We start from the raw sequence: 19,141 nt of genomic DNA on the forward strand, positions 1-19,141 counted from the left end.
CTCCTGGTTGGGGGTGGAAAACCGCATTTCGCCGCGGGCCAATGTAGCTTTGCTTCGAGCGATCCAATCTCTTCTGGAGGAGCAGGGGCTCTCTCTTGCCGATGCTTTTGCCGTCGTCGGCCAGGATGTGGGGGTGTTGGAACGGCGGCTGTTACCGGGGATCTTGATCGCCAAGTCGGGCACCCTGAGGAGCGTCAGCACCTTGGCGGGTGTATTGCCAACCGCGCAGGGGGACATTTGGTTTGCCCTGATGAATGGCGGATCCGATCTGGTCGGCTTTCGCACCCAGCAGGGACAATTCCTCAGCCAGCTCCAGTCCCAATGGGGATCCCCTGCCACCTTGCCTGAGCGTTGGATCCCTCGCTCTGGAGATACGGGATCCCGCACAGAGCTGAACCCCCGTCTTTGAAACTGGGCTTCAACAGCCCTCAACCCAGAAACCTCGTCCGGCAGGGATCCTCCCCATGGGGCGTACAGGGATCGAACCTGTGTAAGGCAAATTATGAGTTTGCTGCCTAAACCGCTCGGCCAACGCCCCTGATTCTTTTACTCTAGCGTTTACTCTAGCGCCCTTGTCTCCTCCAGAAGCGGCTGAAAACAGGATAAGCTGCATGTCGGTGGTTAGGGTCTGACGCCATGGCTTCGCCGCGTTCTTGGCAGGGGCAAATGGCCCTGGGCTTGGGGTTGATTGCCTTGTCCTTGGCTCTCTGTTTCGGTTTCTTGGCCGTTGGGCAGCACTATCTCTACGGGGATGGATCCGCTGTGGATTTCCAGCCCGCCAGGGAGAGTTTGGCTTTGTCTCCCGCCCCCAGTACTGGGCCTCCGACGGCACTGCCCCTCACTACCCCCCCCTCTTCCGACGGCAATCTCCCAGAGGGATCCCCGCTGCAGCTCTGGCTTGTTACTTTTTTAACCGTGTTTGTGGCGGAAATGGGCGATAAAACCCAGTTGGCAACCTTGCTCATGAGTGCCCAATCCCAATCTCCTTGGGCGATCTTTTTCGGTTCCGCCGGTGCCTTAGTGACCGCCAGTTTTTTCAGCGTGGTGCTGGGAGAAGGTCTGGGCCAAGTCATTCCCCCGGGCTGGCTACAATGGTTGGCGGGTGCAGGGTTCCTGATGATCGGGGGCTATGTATTATGGCAGGAGTGGCGAGGGGATAATCTCCCAGAAGGCTAGCCTCCCTGAGCAGCCGATGCCAACCCGGCAGGACAGAGTGGAGAACAACCGAGGAACGTGTTGATCCAAGACAACGACAGCCGAACCCCGTCTTTTTTGCTGCGGCAAATGGCCGGACGGGCCGCCCTAGTGAGCTTTGGCTCGATTCTGCTGGCCGAAATGGGCGATAAAACCCAATTGGCGACCCTGCTCCTCAGTGCCCGCTCGCAAAACGCTGGGGTAATCTTTTTGGGCGCTGCTGCTGCTTTGATCAGCACCAGCCTAATTGGGGTGTGGGCAGGAGCTTGGGTGGCCCGCCTGATCCCACCTCGCTGGATCAAAACCCTGGCAGGCGTGGGGTTTGTTGTGATGGGCCTAGTCTTGTTGTGGGGATCCCTGCCCATAGCCGGCTGAGCAGAGGGCTTCAGGATGGCTTCGGCAAAGCGTGATAGGATTAAGAGCGCCTCACTTTGACACTTCAAACTGAGGACCTTCACTTGAGTCCGGACAACCGGTCAGGAAAACCAGCATGGCCAAAAAACGCAATCTGAAGCGGGAAAAAGCCGAGCGCAACCGCGAATATGCCAAACAGTTCCAAAAAAGTCGTGCTCGCAATGGCCGCCGCTTCCGTTCTGCCCCCCGCGACAACGAGGCCAGCGCTGGCGAAGAACAGCAGTAAGGTTGTTTTTGTCGAGATGCTCTGTCGGTCAATCCTGTGAGCGGAGCTAGTTCAACAAACCTGCTATCGTATGCAGGGGTGGGCCGGAGCGGATAAGCATGAAATATCGACGGATTCTACTGAAGTTGAGTGGTGAAGCCCTGATGGGGGAGCGCCCCTACGGGATCGACCCCGAGGTCTTGAAGTCCATTGCCGGCGAAGTGGCCTCAGTGGTACGGGCCGGTGTGCAGGTGGCGATTGTGGTGGGAGGGGGTAACATCTGGCGCGGGCGCAAAGAGGCGGCTGCCCAAGGGATGGATCAGGCTTCTGCCGACTACGTAGGGATGCTGGCCACCGTCATCAACGCCTTAACCCTGCAGGATGCCATCGAGCGAGCCGGGATCCCCACCCGGGTGCAGACGGCCATCGCCATGCAAGAGGTGGCAGAGCCCTACATTCGTCGCCGCGCCATTCGTCACCTGGAAAAGGGGCGGGTGGTGATTTTTGGGGCAGGATCTGGCAACCCCTTCTTCACCACCGATACCACTGCGGCCTTGCGGGCGGCGGAGATCGATGCCGAGGTGATTTTCAAAGCCACCAAGGTGGACGGAGTTTACGATGCGGATCCCAAGACTCACCCTCAGGCCCGCCGCTACGATGTCCTCAGCTATCAGGATGTGCTGAACCGCGATCTGCGGGTTATGGACAGCACCGCCATCGCCCTCTGCAAGGAAAATCAATTGCCCATCGTGGTCTTTGACCTGACTACCCCTGGCAATATTTATCGAGTGGTGCAGGGAGAACCCATCGGCACTTGGATCGGACAGCGGACGGTCGAGAACAACGGGATCCCCAGCCCAGGAGAGTTGATCCCAAGTTAGGGGGGAAATCGGCCTTGAGAGTCCGGCGACGCCCTAGCCAGGATTGAGTCCGAAGGATAGCCTGGCTCAAGGGTGTGCTCAGGCCGTTTGGAGGGAAAGGCAATGACAGATCAGGTTCAGCATTCGGCCCAAAAGGATCCCGTCTTGCCCAAATGCTCTGCTGCCCAAGGCGCTATACCCAGGTCACCCCATGTTGCTACGCAACGCTTACGCGAACGCTGGGGTCGGCGTCTTTTGCAGAGCTTGATTTTCCTGTTGGTTCTGGTCGGGGGATTGGGCTACTGGCAGTGGCAGACCTGGCTCCAGCCGGTGGGCGGCCCAGAACCGATCCAAGTAACAATCCAGCCGGGCAGCAGCAGCCGTCTGATCGGGCAAAAACTGCGCCAAGCAGGGGTGATTCGCTCAGCTCTGGCTTGGGAGCTGTGGAGCCGCACCTTCGGGCGCGACTGGGTGTTTCAGGCGGGCACCTACGCTTTGGATCCCAACCAGGACATGCTGGCCGTGGCCCAGCAACTGCGGCAGGGAAGGATCCTGCAAAGACGTCTGACCATCCCGGAGGGTTGGCGCATCGAGCAAATGGCAGAGGCTCTGGCCCAGCGCAACTGGCTGGCAGCCGATGCCTTCATTGCCGTGACCCGGGTGATTCCCCCCCTCGATTGGCTGCCCCCCCACTTGAGCTCTCTAGAAGGCTACCTGTTCCCAGACACCTATCTTTTCCCCATCGAGCAGGTGGAGGGATCCCTGCCGGATCGGGAAAAGGCCCAGATGGTGGTCGACGCCATGCTGCAGCGATTTGTCGCGGTGGCCCTGCCCCTGTTTCGCCAGCACACCACTTCCCTGTCTCTGCACGAGTGGGTTACCCTGGCCAGCATTGTGGAGCGGGAGGCCGTGGTGCCGGAAGAACGCGCTTTGATTGCAGGTGTCTTCCTGAACCGGCTTAAGAAAGGGATCCCCCTGGGAGCCGATCCGACGCTGGAGTATGCCTTGAATATCCGGCAAACCCCAGACCGCCGCCTCACCCTTGCGGAGGTGCGTACCCCCTCTCCCTACAACACCTACCTCAACCCGGGTTTGCCCCCCGGCCCCATCGCCAGCCCGGGCTTGGCCAGCTTAAAAGCCGTTTTGCAGCCTGAGCAAACCGACTATCTCTACTTTGTGGCCCGCTACGATGGCACCCACGTTTTCAGCAAAACCCTAGCAGAGCACGAGGCAGCCCAATTGCAAATTATTCAAGAGCGTCGGCAAGCTGCCCAGGGATCCCACCATAGTCCTCAACCCAGTCCTTAGCCGAGGAGCGGATGGTACACAAACCTTGGTTCAAGCTCCTGCAACCGGATGTAGTAGTAGCCGGTACCGTCCTGCGGCTGCGGGCAGAAGACCTGTGGGCCTGGCAGGTAAAAGGCATCATCTTTGACGTAGACGGTACACTGGTGCCGAGCCGACAGGTTGAGGTGGATCCCGCTGTGGCTGCTTGGCTGGAGCAGTTGCGCCCGCACTTTCAAATTTGGCTGGTGAGCAACAACCTCAATCGCAGCCGCATCCAACAAATCGGAGAAAGCCTGAACCTGCCCTACATTCACCGCGCTGGGAAACCCTCACGGCGGGCCTTGCGGCGGGCCGTAGCCCAGATGGGCTTGCCGGTAGAAGCAGTGGCTATGGTGGGAGACCGCCTGTTGACGGATATTTTGGCGGGCAATCGACTGGGGTTGGTAACTGTGCTGGTCAACTCCCTCTTGTCCGAAGCAGTCGAAAAGAACCCTGCTACCCTCTAGGGGCTGCGCTTTTGAGAGATTTGAGAGTTGGACAACTGTAATTGTTTCAAACTGAATTGAAAAGGTTTCCAAGCACTCCCCCTTTCCTTCGCAAAGAGAGAAGACCAAAAGACAATCCTGCTGCTCGGAAGGACTTAGTCACTTCAGTTTAGGGTGAGACGCCTGGGCAGCTGAGAAAAGCCCTGTGGCCCCATGCATGTTTCATGCATGTTTTAGGTGTGGGTACAGTGTCCCAGTTTGAATCGAAATGACCAACCACAGGTTGTCAGCGCTGACAACTGCTGACCGGATGGGTAGCACATCTAAAAATCAAGACAAAAATCGAGAGAGATTTTCCAGACCTGACCCATCTGCCCCAATTTTTTGTAGAGTGACGGCAGGTGAGCCGGATCCCGCGTTGAAGCCCAGTAGGCGGCGGTGTGAGGGCGGTGTGAGATCCAAAGGTCAAGCATGCGAACCATCCCTATTGTCAAGTCCGCCATGCAACGGCTAAAGTCCATGCTGCAAAAATCCCTGCGTTCTGCTCCGACTTCCCCCCGCTCCAGATCCTCGCTTGTATCCAATGGACGGAGCCTGATCAAGCTGGGCAGCTTTCTGGCCTTACCTTTGATATTCTCGACATTGCCCGGTTGGGCTTTAACATTGGTGGCGCGTCCAGATCTGCGCGACCTCAAACGTGCAACCGTGTTTCGGGTGGTCAACTACAACACCCTGGTTGTTCAGCTTGAAGGAGACTTGAATTTGCGGCTGGTGCAACTGATTGGGATCGATCCCTTGCCTGACCCGATCAACCCCAACTGGACAGAGTTGCGCGGACAAACCCCTCTGGCAGTTTACAATGCTGGCCAATATCTGCAGACTGCTCTGCTGGGACGTGAGGTGTTTTTGGAGTTGGATCCTGCCCTAGCCCCTGCTCCCACCTTGCCTGCCTACGTTTGGCAAGCCAACACCCTCATCAACCAGGAAATGCTGTTTTTGGGGCATGGCCTGTTGTCGCCACAAACCGATGGCTTGAAGTACGGCCCCATTCTTACTGAAGCTGCCGATGCAGCCAAAAGACAAGGACGCGGCTATTGGACAACCTACGGCCCTCGCTAGAGACCAAGCCAAACCCAGAGCTGGAATTGCCGGCCTGTTTGTTGAGAATAATCTCAACAGCCATCTTCCGCCGGTCGGTGAGAGGTAGGTATTGTGGGCATAGCTGCTCCGAATGGCAGAGAAACAGCCCGAAGATTCTGAGCTCTCCTCTCCACTCTTGGCTGGTCACCCCCCAGAGCCGAGCTGCCGGGAAAGGGTTGAGCTGCTCTCTTGGGATTTCTCGCTTGTTTATGATGATCTCGTGTGGGTTTCCAAACGCGGGCTGCCCAGCTTTTCAGGGAAACGTAAGGGATCCCACTGTGAGGTTTGGAGTTCCCTATGGCGGATGAGTTGCCGTTTACTCTAGATCAGCTCCTCATCGTGCGGGCAATTGCCCAGCAGGGTAGTTTTCGCCGTGCTGCCGATAGCCTGTTTGTCTCCCAGCCTGCCGTCAGCTTGCAAGTGCAGAACCTGGAGCGACAGTTGGGAGTGGTGCTGTTCGACCGCAGTGGGCGCAAGGTGGAGTTGACGGATGCCGGGAAAGTGCTGCTGCAGTACAGCGAGCGCATCCTCAAGCTGTGCCGTGAAACCATCGAGGCGCTGGCGGATTTGCAAGAAATGGAGCGGGGGCATCTGGTTTTGGGGGCCAGCCAAACGGTGGGCACCTATGTCATGCCTTCTTTGATCGCCCAATATCACCGCCGCTATCCACAAATTTCCGTACAGCTCTTGGTGCAATCCACGCGGCGAATTGCCCAGAAATTGGTGGACGGCCAGTTGGACGTGGCCATTGTTGGCGGGGAGATCCCCTTTGAGCTGCAGCGGCACTTGAAGGTGATGGCTCTGGCGGAAGATGAATATGTGTTGGTCGGTGCTCCCGGGTGTGCCATCGACTCTCCGGCTCTTGTGGATCTGCTGGCTTTGCCCTTCATCACCTTGGATCCCCAGTCGTCCACCCGGCAAACCATCGATCGGGTACTGAATCGCCACGGCATCAACCCTGCCCAATTGAACGTGCGGCTGGAACTCAGCTCGATTGAAGCGATCAAAAATGCTGTCCAGGCGGGTTTGGGGGTGGCCTTTCTGTCCATGGTGGCAGTGGGATCCGATGTGGAACAGGGACGGTTCCAAAAGCTGGCGGTGGAAGGGCTACAGATACGGCGTACCCTCTGGCTGGCTTTTAACCCGGAGCGCTATCAATCGCAGGCAGCCACCCGCTTCCTCCAAGGGCTGCTGACCCGCCAAGACTGGCTGAAAACTCCCCCGCCCCATTTGCAGTTGATCGGCTAAGTTGCGATGCGTTACGGCCTTTTCCGAGTTGATGGGATCCCAGGTAGATTCCGGTGGATTGAGCAGGATCCCTGTTCAAAGAGATACGAGAGATATTTCCGTATAGGTGCATTCGCTGTAGCCAATGCTGCTCCGGAAGAAACTGCATCTGCTGAATCTGTCTGTGTCTACTGACCCCAAGCCGATGACCAGGCAAACGCTGTTGGAACGACTCCCCCTGGCCCAGCGCTTGGCGGAGTTACAGGCCCGCGTTCAAGAGATCCCGCTGCACAGGGTGAAATTGGAAGGGTTGAACATCGCAGGGGCAGAGTCCTGCTGGGCTGCCTATCGAGACTGGGGAAAAGGGATCCCACTGCTGTTTCTGCATGGCTTTATGGCCACTCATGCCAACTGGTGGCCGCTGATGCAAGGGTTGGGAGACGAATATCGCTGCATTGCCTTGGATTTACTGGGGTTCGGGCAGTCCGGCCAACCGGCCTTGCACTACGACATCGCTGCAGAAGTAGAGTTTGTGCGCGGATTTGTCCAAAGGCTGGGCCTAGCTGCTCCGGTTTTGGTGGGCCATTCCTTTGGGGGATGGGTGGCGGCAGCTTACGCCGTGCGGTATCCGCTGCGGGGGTTGGTTTTGTTGGCTCCTGCCGGGATCCGCGACGACAGCTTTGTGAGACGCTACAACCATTTGCGGCCCTTGCTCTGGGAAAGCGCTTGGGTGGATTGGCTGTTGCGGGCGATCGCTCCGCTGGCCCGCTGGTGGCATTGGGAAGACAAGCTGGCCCAGCTCTTGTGGTTGCGGGGATCCCTGCGTCAGCAGCCGGTCGCTCGGCAATTTCTCCGACAACGTCTGCGCCCGCAAGCTGCCGTCGATACGGTTGAACGTTATCTCCAACACATTCAGGCCCCCACCCTGGTGATCGCCGCCGAACAGGACGACACCATTCCCCTCTGGCACTGCCAAACCTATGCCGAAGGGATCCCTGGGGCTCAGCTCAAGATCCTGGCCGGGGCCGGCCACGCCATCCCTGCCTTGCATGGGGAACAAGTGCTTCCCCTAATTCGGGAATTTCTCGACACAGCCCTTTCCGCACAATGCGGGCTTTGAGCTGGGGGTGTAGCGTAACGCCTGACTCTAGAATGGACGGAGAGCGTCTGCAAGACTCCGCAGTGTTGCAAAGCAACACCGCCAATCTCCTCACCACTGGAACAAACTCTACCTTGCATCCTTTGAGCGGTTCAATCCAACTGGAACTGATCAACTTGAGCGCATGAAAGCCGTAGTCATGAGTGTGCCCGGCGGGCCAGAGGTTCTGCAGCTTCGAGAAGTACCTGAACCTCAGATTCGCGGTGAGCGGGAGCTGCGCATCCGCCTGAGAGCAGCCGGCGTCAACCCCATCGACACCAAGCTGCGGCGACGGGGCACCTTTTATCCAGAAGAGATGCCGGCCATTTTGGGGTGTGACGGTGCCGGCATTGTGGAAGCTGTGGGATCCGGAGTTAGGCACTTTGCGGTGGGAGACGAGGTGTACTTCTGCCACGGGGGTCTGGGCAAGCAGGCGGGGAATTACGCTGAGCTGATCGTGGTGGACGAGCGTTTTGTGGCCCCCAAGCCCAGAACTCTGAGCTTTGCAGAAGCTGCCGCTGCCCCGCTGGTGCTGATCACCGCCTGGGAAGCGCTGTACGACCGGGGACGTCTCCAGGCCGGCCAAAGTGTGCTCATCCACGGGGGAGCGGGTGGAGTTGGCCATGTGGCCATCCAACTGGCCCGTCTGCGGGGATCCAAAGTGGCCACCACCGTGAGCACCCCGGAAAAGGCGGAGTTTGTCCGTTCCCTAGGCGCCGGCTTGCCCATCTTCTACCGGCAGACAGACTTTGTGCGCGCCGTTTTGGACTGGACAGGGGGAGAGGGGGTGGATCTTGCCCTAGATACCTTGGGCGGCAAGCTATTGGAGCAGACCTTCCCCGCAGTGCGCGTGTACGGAGATATCGTCACCCTGCTGGCCCCGGCCCCAGAGATCGACTGGCGGGTGGCTCGCGACCGCAACTTGCGGGTGGGATTTGAGCTGATGCTCACCCCGATGCTGAAAAGCCTGACCAACGCCCAACAAAATCAGGCGGAAATCCTCAGGCAATGTGCCCGCCTCATCGACCAAGGCCAACTGCGGATCCAGCTCAGCCACACCTTTCCTCTGGCCGAAGCGGCTGCCGCCCACCGGTTGCTGGAGCAGGGATCCGTTCTGGGCAAAATTGCCTTAACCATCCCCGAGTAGGCATGCTGGAGAAAGCCCGTTGAGGATCTGCCCATGGTTGCTCCTCTCACCCCCCACCTGCTGGAGAACGAGAGCTTCTACGAAAATGCCCTCTGCTGGCTAGGGCGACCCCAGACGGCCTATCGACTGTTGAGCGAAGCAGTTTTTCCTGCCATCTCCTCTTGGGTGCGGGGGGAGGTAGATAGCCACTCTTTTAACCACTGGCAACTGGAGGATGTGCGCACCTTTCTGTATCCGGTGGTGGCTCTGGGGGATCAAGAAACCCTTGTTCTCTCCAGCGAAGCCCTGCTCCTCTGCGGCATCGGCAACTATTACAACCCCTGTGACTTGGCCATTGTGGTGTTTGTGCAGCAGCCCCAAGAGCTGTTCAGCCAACTGATGCAGCGCATTCGCCGGGCCGAAGCCACTATCAGCCGCGGGCCAGACGTGCGCATGCTCTCGGAACAGGTGAACCTGGCCAAGCGCGGACAAGACTACATCAACACCAAATATCTGGTCTGGCCCTACGCTCTTTCCGGTGCTGCTCAAGATACGCTAATTCAGCAGGGGATCAGCCTCATTCGTCTTTCCCCCCAAGAAGCCGCCTTGCCCTTTAAGGAATAGGTGGAGGACAATCTGCTCTGTCGGCGGAAGATAGGGATCCCCGTCCAAGCCCTTTTTCCATCTCTATCGTTTTTCATGGTCGATACCCACCTGCCCCCCTTGATCCAAGCGATGCTGGATCCCGCCTTCTACCCTCATCCGGTACAGGATCCCATTCGGCTTATTCAAACCCACATTTCCTATATTCTGCTGACAGGCGACTATGCCTATAAAGTGAAAAAGCCTTTGGACTTTGGCTTTTTGAACTTCACCACCCTGGAGAGGCGGCGCCACTTTTGCCAAGAAGAGCTGCGCATGAACCAGCGCGGTGCTCCCGGCCTTTATCTGCAAGTGTTGCCCATTGTCCAGACCGATGGCCGATTTCAGTTCAACAGCAGCGGCGAGCCCATAGAATACGCTCTGCAAATGCGGCAATTTCCCCAAGAGCAACTGTTCAGCAACCTGTTTGAGCGGGGAGAGCTAACGCCGTCCTTGATGGAGGAGCTGGGGCGGGTGGTGGCGACGTTTCATGCCCAAACCGAGACCAACGACTACATCCGCAGCTTTGGCCGGCCAGAACGGGTGCGAGAAGCCTTTGACGAGAATTACGCCCAAACCCAGCGCTACGTCGGCGGCCCACAAACAGCTCAGCAATATCGAGAAACCCAAGCCTACACCGATCGCTTTTTTGCTGAGCGGCAGGAGCTGTTTCAACAAAGAATAGAACAAAACCGCATTCGTGAATGCCACGGAGACCTGCACCTAGGCAACATCTGTTTTTGGGAAGGGAAGATCCTGCTTTTTGATTGCATCGAGTTTAATGAAGCCTTCCGCTTTGTGGATGTCATGTACGACATATCCTATGGGGTGATGGATTTGGATGCCCGCCATCGCCCCGATCTGGGAAACGCCTATTTGAACACCTACCTGGAAGAAACCGGAGATTGGGAAGGGTTGAAGATCTTGCCTATTTACCTCAATCGGCAGGCCTACGTGCGGGCCAAGGTCACCTCTTTTTTGCTGGAGGATCCCACTGCAGCAGAGGAAGCCAAGGCCACAGCCTTTAGCACCGCCGCCCGCTATTACCGTCTTGCCTGGGAATACACCCTCCCCAAGCGGGGGCAGTTGTTCCTGATGTCGGGATTGTCGGGATCCGGCAAAAGCACGGTAGCCCGCCACTTGGCCCGTCAGCGGGGAGCCATTCACATTCGCTCCGATGCGGTGCGCAAGCATTTGGCCGGGATCCCTCTGCGGCAACGGGGGGGGCCGGAGGTTTATACCCCGGAGATGACCGATAAAACCTACCGCCGCTTGGTGCAGTTGGGAGTAGAGCTGGCCCAGGAAGGCTACACCGTGATTCTGGACGCCAAGTTCGACCGGCAGGCGCTGCGGGGGATGGCCATTGATCAGGCCCAACGCCAAGGGATCCCACTGCGCATCCTCCACTGCTACGCCCCTGAACCTGTTTTGCGGGAGCGCCTACAACGCCGTAGCTCAGCTCCTCAGCCCCTCTTGGCCCCAGCCGGCTGCATCGATGGGGATCAGCAGCCCTCTGCCGACATTGCCGATGCCACCGCCGAGATGCTCTCCCAACAGCAGGCCCACTGGCAGGATTTTTCCGAGTCGGAACGGCCTTTTTTAAAGGTTTTGGATACCAGCCAAGATTGGCCATCTCAACTTCAGCAGGTCTAGATCTCGACTCAAACTGCACAAACTCGAGAAAATTGCTATCAGCAAGATGGATTTTGCCGTTTCTGGGTTAGAGAATGGCAGCAGCTTTTTTGGGCAGGGATCCCTTTCCAAAGTAGAGGTCAAAATTGGGTCTAAAGCTCTGTCCTATTGGTACGCAGTTCGCCTCGGCGGGCCATAGACCTGAGAGAGACGGTAGGCTGAGGGGCATGTTGACGTGTCTGTGCAGGCCCACCCTTTTCCCATCCCACTCGACCAGAACTGACCACGTGCAGGAGGATCCCACGGTGAGCGATGTAACTCCAGATGACCTACGCCTGATGCTCCTGTTTGAGGGCTTTCCTCCTGAGAGGCTAGAGCCTCTGGCCGGGCAAATGTCGTTGCGCTCCCACCCAGTCAATCAGGCCATCTTGTTACAAAATGACTGGGGTAACGCCGTTTATTTCATCCTGGAAGGGTGGGTCAAGATTCGCACCCATGATCTCGAAGGCCGGGAGATCACCCTCACCATTCTTGGTCCAGGGGAAATCTTCGGGGAAATGGCTGCTTTGGACGAAGCGCCTCGTTCTACCGACGTTGTAGCCCTAACAGCCACCAAAGTCGGTTGTCTGTCGGCCCAACACTTCCTGGCTTTTTTGGCTTCTGATCCTCAGGCCGGCATCCGCCTTGCTCAGCTCATGTCGCGCCGCTTACGGCAGATCAACCGTCGTCTGCAGTTGCGCGAGGCCAGCAGTACGGCCCGTGTTGCCGATATCCTGCTGTTTTTGGCCGAATCCCGTGGCCGGGTTAGCCGAAGTGGCGTAGAGATCCCCAACTTGCCCCATCGGGAGCTGAGCAGCCTAAGTGGCCTAGCCCGGGAAACGGTCACTCGTGTCCTGTCCAAGCTGGAGCAAGAGGAGCTGATCCGCCGGGATCGCACTCGAGATGTTCTCTGCATCCCCCAGATGGAGGCTTTGGAGAAACTGATTGGCTAAATTGGGGGTGCCACCAGTTGTCGAAAGCCCTCTCGGCATCGTAAGATAGTAAGCCCAGAGCCGGGATAGCTCAGTTGGTAGAGCAGAGGACTGAAAATCCTCGTGTCACCAGTTCAAGTCTGGTTCCTGGCATCTGCTGTGGATGATGGGGCGGGCTTGGGTCAACGACCTGAGCCTTTTTACTATGCCGGTGATCAAGGGCAGAAATGCACAAAGGCCAAGGCGCTGGCAGTATCGTGCCTTAACACTGGAGAAAGCAGATCGTCCGAGTTAACAGCCAGAGAAGTTGCCCGCTAAAGTCGTCTTGACCAGATCTGGCCGTGGGGATAAGGGATCCCTTGATCGCCATTTCAAGGAGCTATGGTGTTCAACCCAAGAAGATTGAAAAAAAGGTTGTCCCTGGGCAGAAGCTGGCCAGGAAATCGGTCTGTGGGTCTGTAGCCACTAGCGGATGTACTGGGCCAAAGCCCGCGAAGAATAGCCCACCCGCAATTTGCGCAGGGCATCTCGCTCGATCTGACGAATCCGCTCCCGCGTCAGGTTGAAGTGATCCCCCACCTCCCGCAGGGTTCTTGCCTGTTGCCCATCTAACCCATAGCGCAACTCCAGCACCTGCCTCTCAATCGGCTTGAGGGTTTGCATGGCAGAACGCACATCCTGCTGCATGGATTGCACGAGGATCCCTTGAAAGGGCTGCTCTTGCCGCTCATCTTGCAGCAAATCTCCAAGGCGGCTTTCTCCTTCTTGGCCGACCGGCACATCCAGCGACAGGGGCAAAGCAGCAGCCTGCTGGATCATGCGCAGTTTCTTGACTTTAATGCCCAGGGCTTCTGCCAGCTCCACTTCGGTGGGCCGCCTCCCCTGCAGCTTCATCAGCTCGCGGTTGGTGCGCTTGAGCAGGCGCACTTTGTCGACCATGTGTACCGGCAGGCGAATCGTCCGTGCTTGATTGGCAATGCAACGGGTAATGCCTTGGCGAATCCACCAATGAGCATAGGTGCTGAAGCGAAACCCCCGCTCCGCATTGAATTTTTCGGTGGCCCGGATCAACCCGATATTGCCCTCTTGGATCAGATCCAAAAACGGCACCCCCCGATTGAGGTATTTCTTGGCAACGCTGACCACCAGGCGCAGGTTGGCGTTGATCAGCTTGCGTTGAGCTTGCTCCCCTTGTCGGATGCGGGAGCGAAGGGTGGATACGGAAATCTGCAGGGCCTCGGCCAGAGCCTCATCGCTGGGATCCTCCCCCCGCCGTTGCCGCCATTCCTGCCGGGCTTGATCGATGAGGAGCTTTTGCTGAATTTTGCGCGACAGCTCGATTTCCTCAGCGTGATCGATGCGGGGCACGCGACCGATGGTATTCAGGTAGTGATCGACAGCGTCCTCGTTCAACCGGGATCCGCCGGCAACCGGCTCTGGATCAACTTCTGCAAGAGCATCTTGGGGGGCAGACTCAGGGTCGAACCAGAGATCGTCAAACTCCTGAGGCGAAGAGGCAGAGTGTTCAGGATGAGGACGAGAAAAAACCACGGCCAGGTGAGGAGAGAACTTCATCTCCCAGTCTAAAAAGGTTTCTGCTGCTGCTGCGAGCGAAAATCGATCATGACCCTCTTTTTTGTCCGGAGATTTTTCCGTTTAGATGCGGGAACAGCAGGGATCCCATCCGTCAAGTCCTTGTAGGCAAGGGGTTGCCCGGCAAAAAGCGGTAAGCGATTTTCGATCTAGACCTTGAGATAAGATTGTTCCTGAGCCAGTCAGCTCAACGGCTGCCGGGTGGGATCCCAGGAAAAGGGAACCTTGCCAGCTCAGGCTACCATGTGAGGATCCCTCAACTTCCTCAGTCTGGAAAAGAATATTTACGGCTTTCTGCTCCTATGGAGTCTAACGACCGGCACCATCCATCGGCCAACTTGATTGGGGAACGGGTGCGCTGGGTACGGGAGAAGCTGCAACTCACCCAAGATCAACTGGCGGGTCGCTTGGCCAAGTACGGTGTGCAGTTGGACTACGTCAAAATTGGCCAGGTGGAAAAGGGAAAACGGCGCGTCATTGACAAAGAACTGGTGGCCTTTGCCAAGGCGTTGGGGGTATCGGTCACTTGGCTGCTGAGCGGAGATGAATCCCACCTGTAGCGGCCTGCGGGAAAGTACATCCGATACAGGGATCCCGAACAAAAGGACGTGAAGATACTTAAATACCTTGTACTCTCGGACGTGATCTCAGTCATTTTCCGTGTAAACACGGTAGGCTGGACTCATGAATAGATTGGCTTGAGGCCAAACCCCAGCTTTTCCTTGACCATCCGCGGGGGTGGGAAAAGCAGAGAGATACAGCGCCGCGCCGGAAGTACGGGTTTTTCCAAGAAGGATCTGGATCACAGGCTTCTTCACCTAAACTTGATATTGTTGACTTGGCGTTAAGCTCCCGCCGTTTATCTGTTTGTGTGAGGTTTGCCGATGCTCTCTTTCTTCTTCAATTCCAACAAGGCCAACAACCGACAAACCGGAGGCCACCGTGTGCCTGCTGCGAGCAAAACCACAGGCACGCAACGGATCCCTAACTACAACCGCCTTTCTGCCCCCCATGAGGTGCTCAAGCAGGAGAAGCAGAGGAAGCGGGAGCAAGAGTTTACCGAAATGGAGCAAAACATCAATCGCATTCGCTACTTCTACCAAAAAGCAGACATGCCCCTGGAGATGCGGCAAATTCTGACCTACCGTAAGCTGATGGAGCTGGACTACTTTACCCCACAGGCGGCAAAAGAGCTGCTCAAGCAATGGCAGCAGCAGGAAGAGCAAGAACGCCGTCGGGCTTGAGAAAAGGGCAATCGAACCTTGGCAAGTAGGCTTGTTGAGCCAAGAGTTCCCGGTCTACGGGTAAAGGCCGCGATCCTGTAGGGCTTGCGCCACTCGGCCTACCCCCAGGGTGTAGGCAGCCAGTCGCAGCGACACTTGCCGCCGTTCTGCCTCCTGCACCACCCGTTCAAAGGCACGTACCATCAGACCTTCCATTTCTTGATAAACTCGCTCTTCATCCCAGAAGACGTAAGAGAGTCCCTGCACCCACTCCAGATAGCTCACCACTACCCCACCGGCATTGGTCAGAATATCCGGCAATACCTGGATCCCTCGCGATTCCAAAATCCGGTCGGCGGCAAGGGTGGTTGGCCCGTTGGCAGCTTCTGCCACAATCCGGGCTTGAATTTGGTGGGCATTGGCTTCGGTAATTTGATTTTCCAGAGCGGCAGGGATCAACACGTCCGCTTTTTGCACCAGTAGGTCGGCGTTGCTGATGGGCTCAGCCTGTGGAAAGCCCGCCATGCGGCCTCCCCGTTCCTTCATGTAAGCTTTGAGGGCGGGGATATCCAGTCCATTAGGATTGTAAAGGCCCCCAGAACTGCCGGAAACCGCCACAATCTTAGCTCCCGCCTCATGCAGCAAGCTGGCCGCTGCTCCACCCACATTGCCAAAACCTTGGATTAACACCGTTGCCCCTGCCAGGGATCCACCGCGTCGGGCCAAGGCTTCCCGTACGGTGATCATCACCCCCCGTCCGGTGGCCAGTTCTCGCCCCCGAGATCCCCCAATCGAGAGAGGTTTGCCCGTCACTACTCCCAGCACCGCATGCCCGACATTCATAGAATAGGTATCCATCATCCAGGCCATCTCACGGGCAGAAGTTCCCATGTCTGGAGCGGGAATGTCCTCTGCAGGGCCGATATCCTTGATCAGCTCGCTGGTATAACGGCGGGTAATGCGCTCCAGCTCCGAGACCGAATAACGCCTCGGATCGATAGGGATCCCCCCTTTGGCCCCACCGTAGGGAATGCCCATAAGGGCGCATTTCCAGGTCATGAGCATCGCCAAGGCCGAGACCTCTTCAAGGGTGACCGCTGGGTGGTAGCGGATCCCCCCTTTGTAGGGGCCGAGAACGTTGCAATGCTGCACCCGATGGCCCGCCAGCACTTGGATGTGTCCGTTGTCCAGCCGCACGGGGATCGCCACCGTCACCACTTTGCGGGGGGTGCTGAGGATCGCCACCCAGCCGGGATCCAGCTTCAGCTCGCGAGCTGCCCAATCCAGGTAGCTACAAGCCTGGGCAAAGGGACAGATGTGGGCGGGAGAGGGAGGGGCAGAAGAGGCCAGCGCAGGACTTGCAGCCATGGTGGAGAAGAAGAAAGGGCTGTTTCCACGCTATACCGCCGGGGACGGGAGAGGAACGTTTTGTAGCAAGCGTTACAAATAATTGAGGATCTGGATCAAGACGAAACAGAGGCCGGCACTGGCCAGGGGCACGGTCAGGTTATCCAACCCCCACCAAGAGAACACCTCCAGTCCCATAGCCATCCCTCCCACCAAAAGGCTCACTCCGAGCAAAGGGAGAGAGAAGCCAAAGTACCCCAGCAGCAGAGCTGCAATCACCAAGCTGCTCACCGCCCACATGGTCAGGGATCCCTCCCAGCTTTTTTGAAGGGATCCCAGTTGGTAGGGGTGTTTGCCCCAAGTTTTGCCCACCAAGCCCGCCAGGGCGTCGGCCCACGTCATCACCAATATGCCGATCACCGCGAAAACCTGTCGCTGTGGCCGCCAAAACCAAAACAGCAACAGACCAATGCTGATGGCGTAGAAACAGGTGCCAAAGCTGCGGCGACCGACCCCATTTAAGCTGGGCAAGATGGCCACTCGGTAGGAGAGCAGCGCCAAGCCGGCGAACACCAGAGAGAATCCCACCCCCAGCCAGCGGGGCACTTGCAAGGCCCAAGCCAACAAAATGATATTGCCCACGCCGATGTGGATGACCTTACGCACCCATTCCCCGTCCACCTGGCGGGAGCGCAACCATTCCGCAAAAGCGAATACGGAGGCCAGCCAGAGAGCATAGCAAGCAAGCTGCTGAGGCAGGCCCATGAAACGGCCTCAGAGGGTTTTCAAGTAGCTGAGCAAATCCGCCATCTCCTGGGGATCCGGCTGGAACTGGGGCATGGGAGGCGTTTTGCCACCGGTCACTTGCTGAATGATAAACCGATCCGAGCGGCGGCTGCTCACCCCCCGCAGACTGGGCCCTACCCGGCCATCCGCTTCTTCCCCATGACAGGCGGCACAGTTGAGGGCAAACAAGGATGCACCATGGCTAACCTGCCCCTGTAAGCTGAGGACGGCTTCGGTATAGGGATCCAGACGAGCCCCGGCACCCAGCCAAGCCCAAGCGAATATCCCCAGCCCCAGGCTGAGGAGGGCAAGACCCAGCCGAGTTTTTTGAGACCAGACACTTGTAAAGAACTGCTGCAAGGATTTGAGGAAGGGTTGTAAACGTCGTTGGGATGGAGGTTGAAGTCGCTTTTGCTCAAACTCAACCCAACTGCCAGTTGACGACTGGCTGCTGCAGGATTGAGGAGTGTCTGAGAGGGAGGGAGGCACAGACAACGCTGAGAGAAACCGTTTCAATCTTTTACATTTCAACCAACACGATAACCCAGGAGCCCTTTCCTGCCAATAATCTGTAATGGCATTTACTTTTTCTTAATGGTTTGCCGAGCTGCCTGAGATTCCGATCCCTCTGAGAGGGTGCAGTTGGGAAAGAGCCGCTCCATCACCTCCGCTTGAGCCCAGGGATCCCGGTTGAGGCTGTGGATGGCATTGGCCCATGGAAAGTGCGCCTGCAGGCGGCGGTAGAGAGATAAATTACCATAAATGACGACCGCTGCCACCCGCTCCCGATGCTGTTGCAGCCAATCCAGCACATAGTTGGGCAAGGGATCCCGAAGGAAACCTTGGAAGATGAATCCTGGGGCGTTGTTTAGGGCAGCTTCCAGCCAAGGTAGGGGGGTAAGAGCATCGCTGAGCACAGGAAGCATGCCTAAGGCAGCCGGAACATGCAGGGCGGGAGATTGCAACTGCACATCGGCAGCACCCAAGGGGGGATCCTGCCAGATCCAGTTCAACCATCCGGGCTCTGCGGGCGGGCCGAGGGGCCGGCCTCCTTCCACGCCACCACGGGCCATAGCCGCTTGACAGGGAGCAATATCCTTCTCGGCCAAGAGGGATCCCATCTGGGCAGCTCTGTGCAGAGCAGAGGGCAGGCTGGAGCGCCTGTTGAACAACTTTCCCAACGCCGAGTCCTTGGGGATGGGATCCCCCAGCAGCAAAGGCTTCAGTTGCTCGGCGGGAGAGCCACGGTTGAGGGCCGGATCCGTGGGATCCCTGGCCCCCATCCATCCGCCAACGGTGCTGAAATCCGTTTCCGCCAAGGCCGGCCACACCTGTTTGAGGAGAGCTGAGGCGGCGGGTAGGAGTCGCTGTTTGGCCCGCAGCACCCGCGTCACCGACTGGGCAAGCTGGGCTGCGCTGAGGGATCCCTGTTGCACCGCTTCCAAAACGGCTGCCAAGGATGCCATCGGATCGGGGGGGGCCAAAATTAGGTCGGCACCGGCCTGGAAAGCCCGCACGGCCAATGAGTTGGGCCCGTTAGCATTGGCCAGCTCTGCCAAGCAGCCTTGATCGAGGCTGTCCACAACAATAAGCCCGCCAAACCCCCATTCCTGGCGCAACAGTTGGGTTAGCCGCCCCGGCAGCAGGGTGACAGGCCAGCGCTCATCCCACTCCGGCAGCACCACATGAGAAACCAAGATCGCCCCCACCTGCTCCACCAAACCTCGAAAAGGCAGCCAAGGTCCCTCTTGGAGCTGGGCTAGGGTCAGGGTTAATCGGGGGCACCAGGGGGTGTCTGTTGTCTTTGGGGATGGCTTCAGTCCGGCCTGAACCGGATCCCTCCAGCCTTTGCCCGGAAAAGAGCTGGCTGT

At 57.8% G+C, this 19,141-nt stretch carries 21 protein-coding genes and 2 tRNA genes; 17 read left to right on the forward strand and 6 right to left on the reverse strand.

The window, feature by feature from the left end:
- Positions 1-409 (forward strand): D-alanyl-D-alanine carboxypeptidase (locus tag NW838_RS12030; protein ID WP_414428108.1); only part of this gene is annotated, 409 nt, incomplete at its 5' end.
- 56 nt (positions 410-465) lie between these two features.
- Here the strand turns inward: NW838_RS12030 and NW838_RS12035 are convergent.
- Positions 466-538 (reverse strand) — tRNA-Ile (locus tag NW838_RS12035).
- A 98-nt stretch (positions 539-636) separates the two neighbouring features.
- On the opposite strand from NW838_RS12035, the gene NW838_RS12040 reads away from it, so the two are divergent.
- From NW838_RS12040 to NW838_RS12105, 14 genes are all read left to right on the forward strand, one after another.
- Positions 637-1,176 (forward strand): TMEM165/GDT1 family protein, encoded by a 540-nt coding sequence (locus NW838_RS12040; RefSeq protein ID WP_414357090.1) that lies wholly within the window; start codon positions 637-639, stop codon positions 1,174-1,176.
- A gap of 57 nt (positions 1,177-1,233) precedes the next feature.
- Positions 1,234-1,569, forward strand: coding sequence for a TMEM165/GDT1 family protein (locus tag NW838_RS12045; RefSeq protein WP_011433859.1), 336 nt, complete (start codon positions 1,234-1,236; stop codon positions 1,567-1,569).
- A gap of 115 nt (positions 1,570-1,684) precedes the next feature.
- Positions 1,685-1,834 (forward strand): hypothetical protein, encoded by a 150-nt coding sequence (locus NW838_RS12050; protein ID WP_011433860.1) that lies wholly within the window; start codon positions 1,685-1,687, stop codon positions 1,832-1,834.
- A gap of 98 nt (positions 1,835-1,932) precedes the next feature.
- Entirely contained in the window at positions 1,933-2,694 is a 762-nt protein-coding gene (gene pyrH / locus NW838_RS12055) for a UMP kinase (RefSeq protein ID WP_011433861.1), read from the forward strand.
- 102 nt (positions 2,695-2,796) lie between these two features.
- Positions 2,797-3,981 (forward strand): endolytic transglycosylase MltG, encoded by a 1,185-nt coding sequence (gene mltG / locus NW838_RS12060; RefSeq protein ID WP_414357092.1) that lies wholly within the window; start codon positions 2,797-2,799, stop codon positions 3,979-3,981.
- 11 nt (positions 3,982-3,992) lie between these two features.
- Complete coding sequence (locus tag NW838_RS12065) at positions 3,993-4,466, forward strand: YqeG family HAD IIIA-type phosphatase (protein ID WP_414357094.1); 474 nt, start codon at positions 3,993-3,995, stop codon at positions 4,464-4,466.
- Positions 4,467-4,916: 450 nt separating this feature from the next.
- Positions 4,917-5,564, forward strand: a complete 648-nt coding sequence (locus tag NW838_RS12070; RefSeq protein WP_414357096.1) for a thermonuclease family protein — start codon at positions 4,917-4,919, stop codon at positions 5,562-5,564.
- Between the two features lie 318 nt (positions 5,565-5,882).
- Entirely contained in the window at positions 5,883-6,833 is a 951-nt protein-coding gene (locus tag NW838_RS12075; protein ID WP_414357098.1) for a LysR substrate-binding domain-containing protein, read from the forward strand.
- Between the two features lie 163 nt (positions 6,834-6,996).
- A complete protein-coding gene (locus NW838_RS12080; protein WP_414428109.1) occupies positions 6,997-7,932 on the forward strand; it encodes an alpha/beta fold hydrolase in 936 nt (311 codons plus the stop codon).
- Between the two features lie 163 nt (positions 7,933-8,095).
- Entirely contained in the window at positions 8,096-9,097 is a 1,002-nt protein-coding gene (locus tag NW838_RS12085) for a zinc-dependent alcohol dehydrogenase family protein (protein WP_414357102.1), read from the forward strand.
- Between the two features lie 33 nt (positions 9,098-9,130).
- The gene (locus NW838_RS12090; RefSeq protein WP_414332236.1) at positions 9,131-9,700 is read left to right on the forward strand and encodes a hypothetical protein; all 570 of its coding nucleotides are present in this window, start codon (positions 9,131-9,133) and stop codon (positions 9,698-9,700) included.
- A 75-nt stretch (positions 9,701-9,775) separates the two neighbouring features.
- Positions 9,776-11,371 carry an AAA family ATPase gene (locus tag NW838_RS12095; RefSeq protein ID WP_414428113.1) on the forward strand — a complete coding sequence of 532 codons (1,596 nt, stop codon included), beginning with the start codon at positions 9,776-9,778 and terminating at the stop codon, positions 11,369-11,371.
- 317 nt (positions 11,372-11,688) lie between these two features.
- Positions 11,689-12,342, forward strand: coding sequence for a Crp/Fnr family transcriptional regulator (locus NW838_RS12100; protein ID WP_414357107.1), 654 nt, complete (start codon positions 11,689-11,691; stop codon positions 12,340-12,342).
- A gap of 59 nt (positions 12,343-12,401) precedes the next feature.
- Positions 12,402-12,474: transfer RNA gene (locus tag NW838_RS12105), tRNA-Phe, on the forward strand.
- 312 nt (positions 12,475-12,786) lie between these two features.
- On the opposite strand, the gene NW838_RS12110 is transcribed toward NW838_RS12105, so the two are convergent.
- Positions 12,787-13,896 (reverse strand): RpoD/SigA family RNA polymerase sigma factor, encoded by a 1,110-nt coding sequence (locus NW838_RS12110; protein ID WP_414428110.1) that lies wholly within the window; start codon positions 13,894-13,896, stop codon positions 12,787-12,789.
- A 320-nt stretch (positions 13,897-14,216) separates the two neighbouring features.
- Between NW838_RS12110 and NW838_RS12115 the strand changes: the two genes are divergently transcribed.
- Together NW838_RS12115 and NW838_RS12120 are read left to right on the forward strand one after the other, a co-directional pair.
- Complete coding sequence (locus tag NW838_RS12115) at positions 14,217-14,474, forward strand: helix-turn-helix domain-containing protein (RefSeq protein WP_041436246.1); 258 nt, start codon at positions 14,217-14,219, stop codon at positions 14,472-14,474.
- Between the two features lie 384 nt (positions 14,475-14,858).
- A complete protein-coding gene (locus tag NW838_RS12120; protein WP_414357450.1) occupies positions 14,859-15,158 on the forward strand; it encodes a hypothetical protein in 300 nt (99 codons plus the stop codon).
- A gap of 54 nt (positions 15,159-15,212) precedes the next feature.
- On the opposite strand, the gene NW838_RS12125 is transcribed toward NW838_RS12120, so the two are convergent.
- From NW838_RS12125 to NW838_RS12140, 4 genes are all read right to left on the reverse strand, one after another.
- Positions 15,213-16,505 (reverse strand): Glu/Leu/Phe/Val family dehydrogenase, encoded by a 1,293-nt coding sequence (locus tag NW838_RS12125; protein WP_414428111.1) that lies wholly within the window; start codon positions 16,503-16,505, stop codon positions 15,213-15,215.
- 72 nt (positions 16,506-16,577) lie between these two features.
- The gene (locus tag NW838_RS12130) at positions 16,578-17,249 is read right to left on the reverse strand and encodes a diacylglycerol/polyprenol kinase family protein (protein ID WP_414357448.1); all 672 of its coding nucleotides are present in this window, start codon (positions 17,247-17,249) and stop codon (positions 16,578-16,580) included.
- A 9-nt stretch (positions 17,250-17,258) separates the two neighbouring features.
- The gene (locus NW838_RS12135) at positions 17,259-17,630 is read right to left on the reverse strand and encodes a c-type cytochrome (RefSeq protein ID WP_414357447.1); all 372 of its coding nucleotides are present in this window, start codon (positions 17,628-17,630) and stop codon (positions 17,259-17,261) included.
- 221 nt (positions 17,631-17,851) lie between these two features.
- A partial coding sequence (locus tag NW838_RS12140) for a glycoside hydrolase family 3 N-terminal domain-containing protein (protein ID WP_414428112.1) occupies positions 17,852-19,141 on the reverse strand: 1,290 nt, incomplete at its 5' end.

It is taken from the genome of Synechococcus sp. R55.2, from assembly GCF_047462075.1.
Lineage (GTDB): Bacteria > Cyanobacteriota > Cyanobacteriia > Thermostichales > Thermostichaceae > Thermostichus.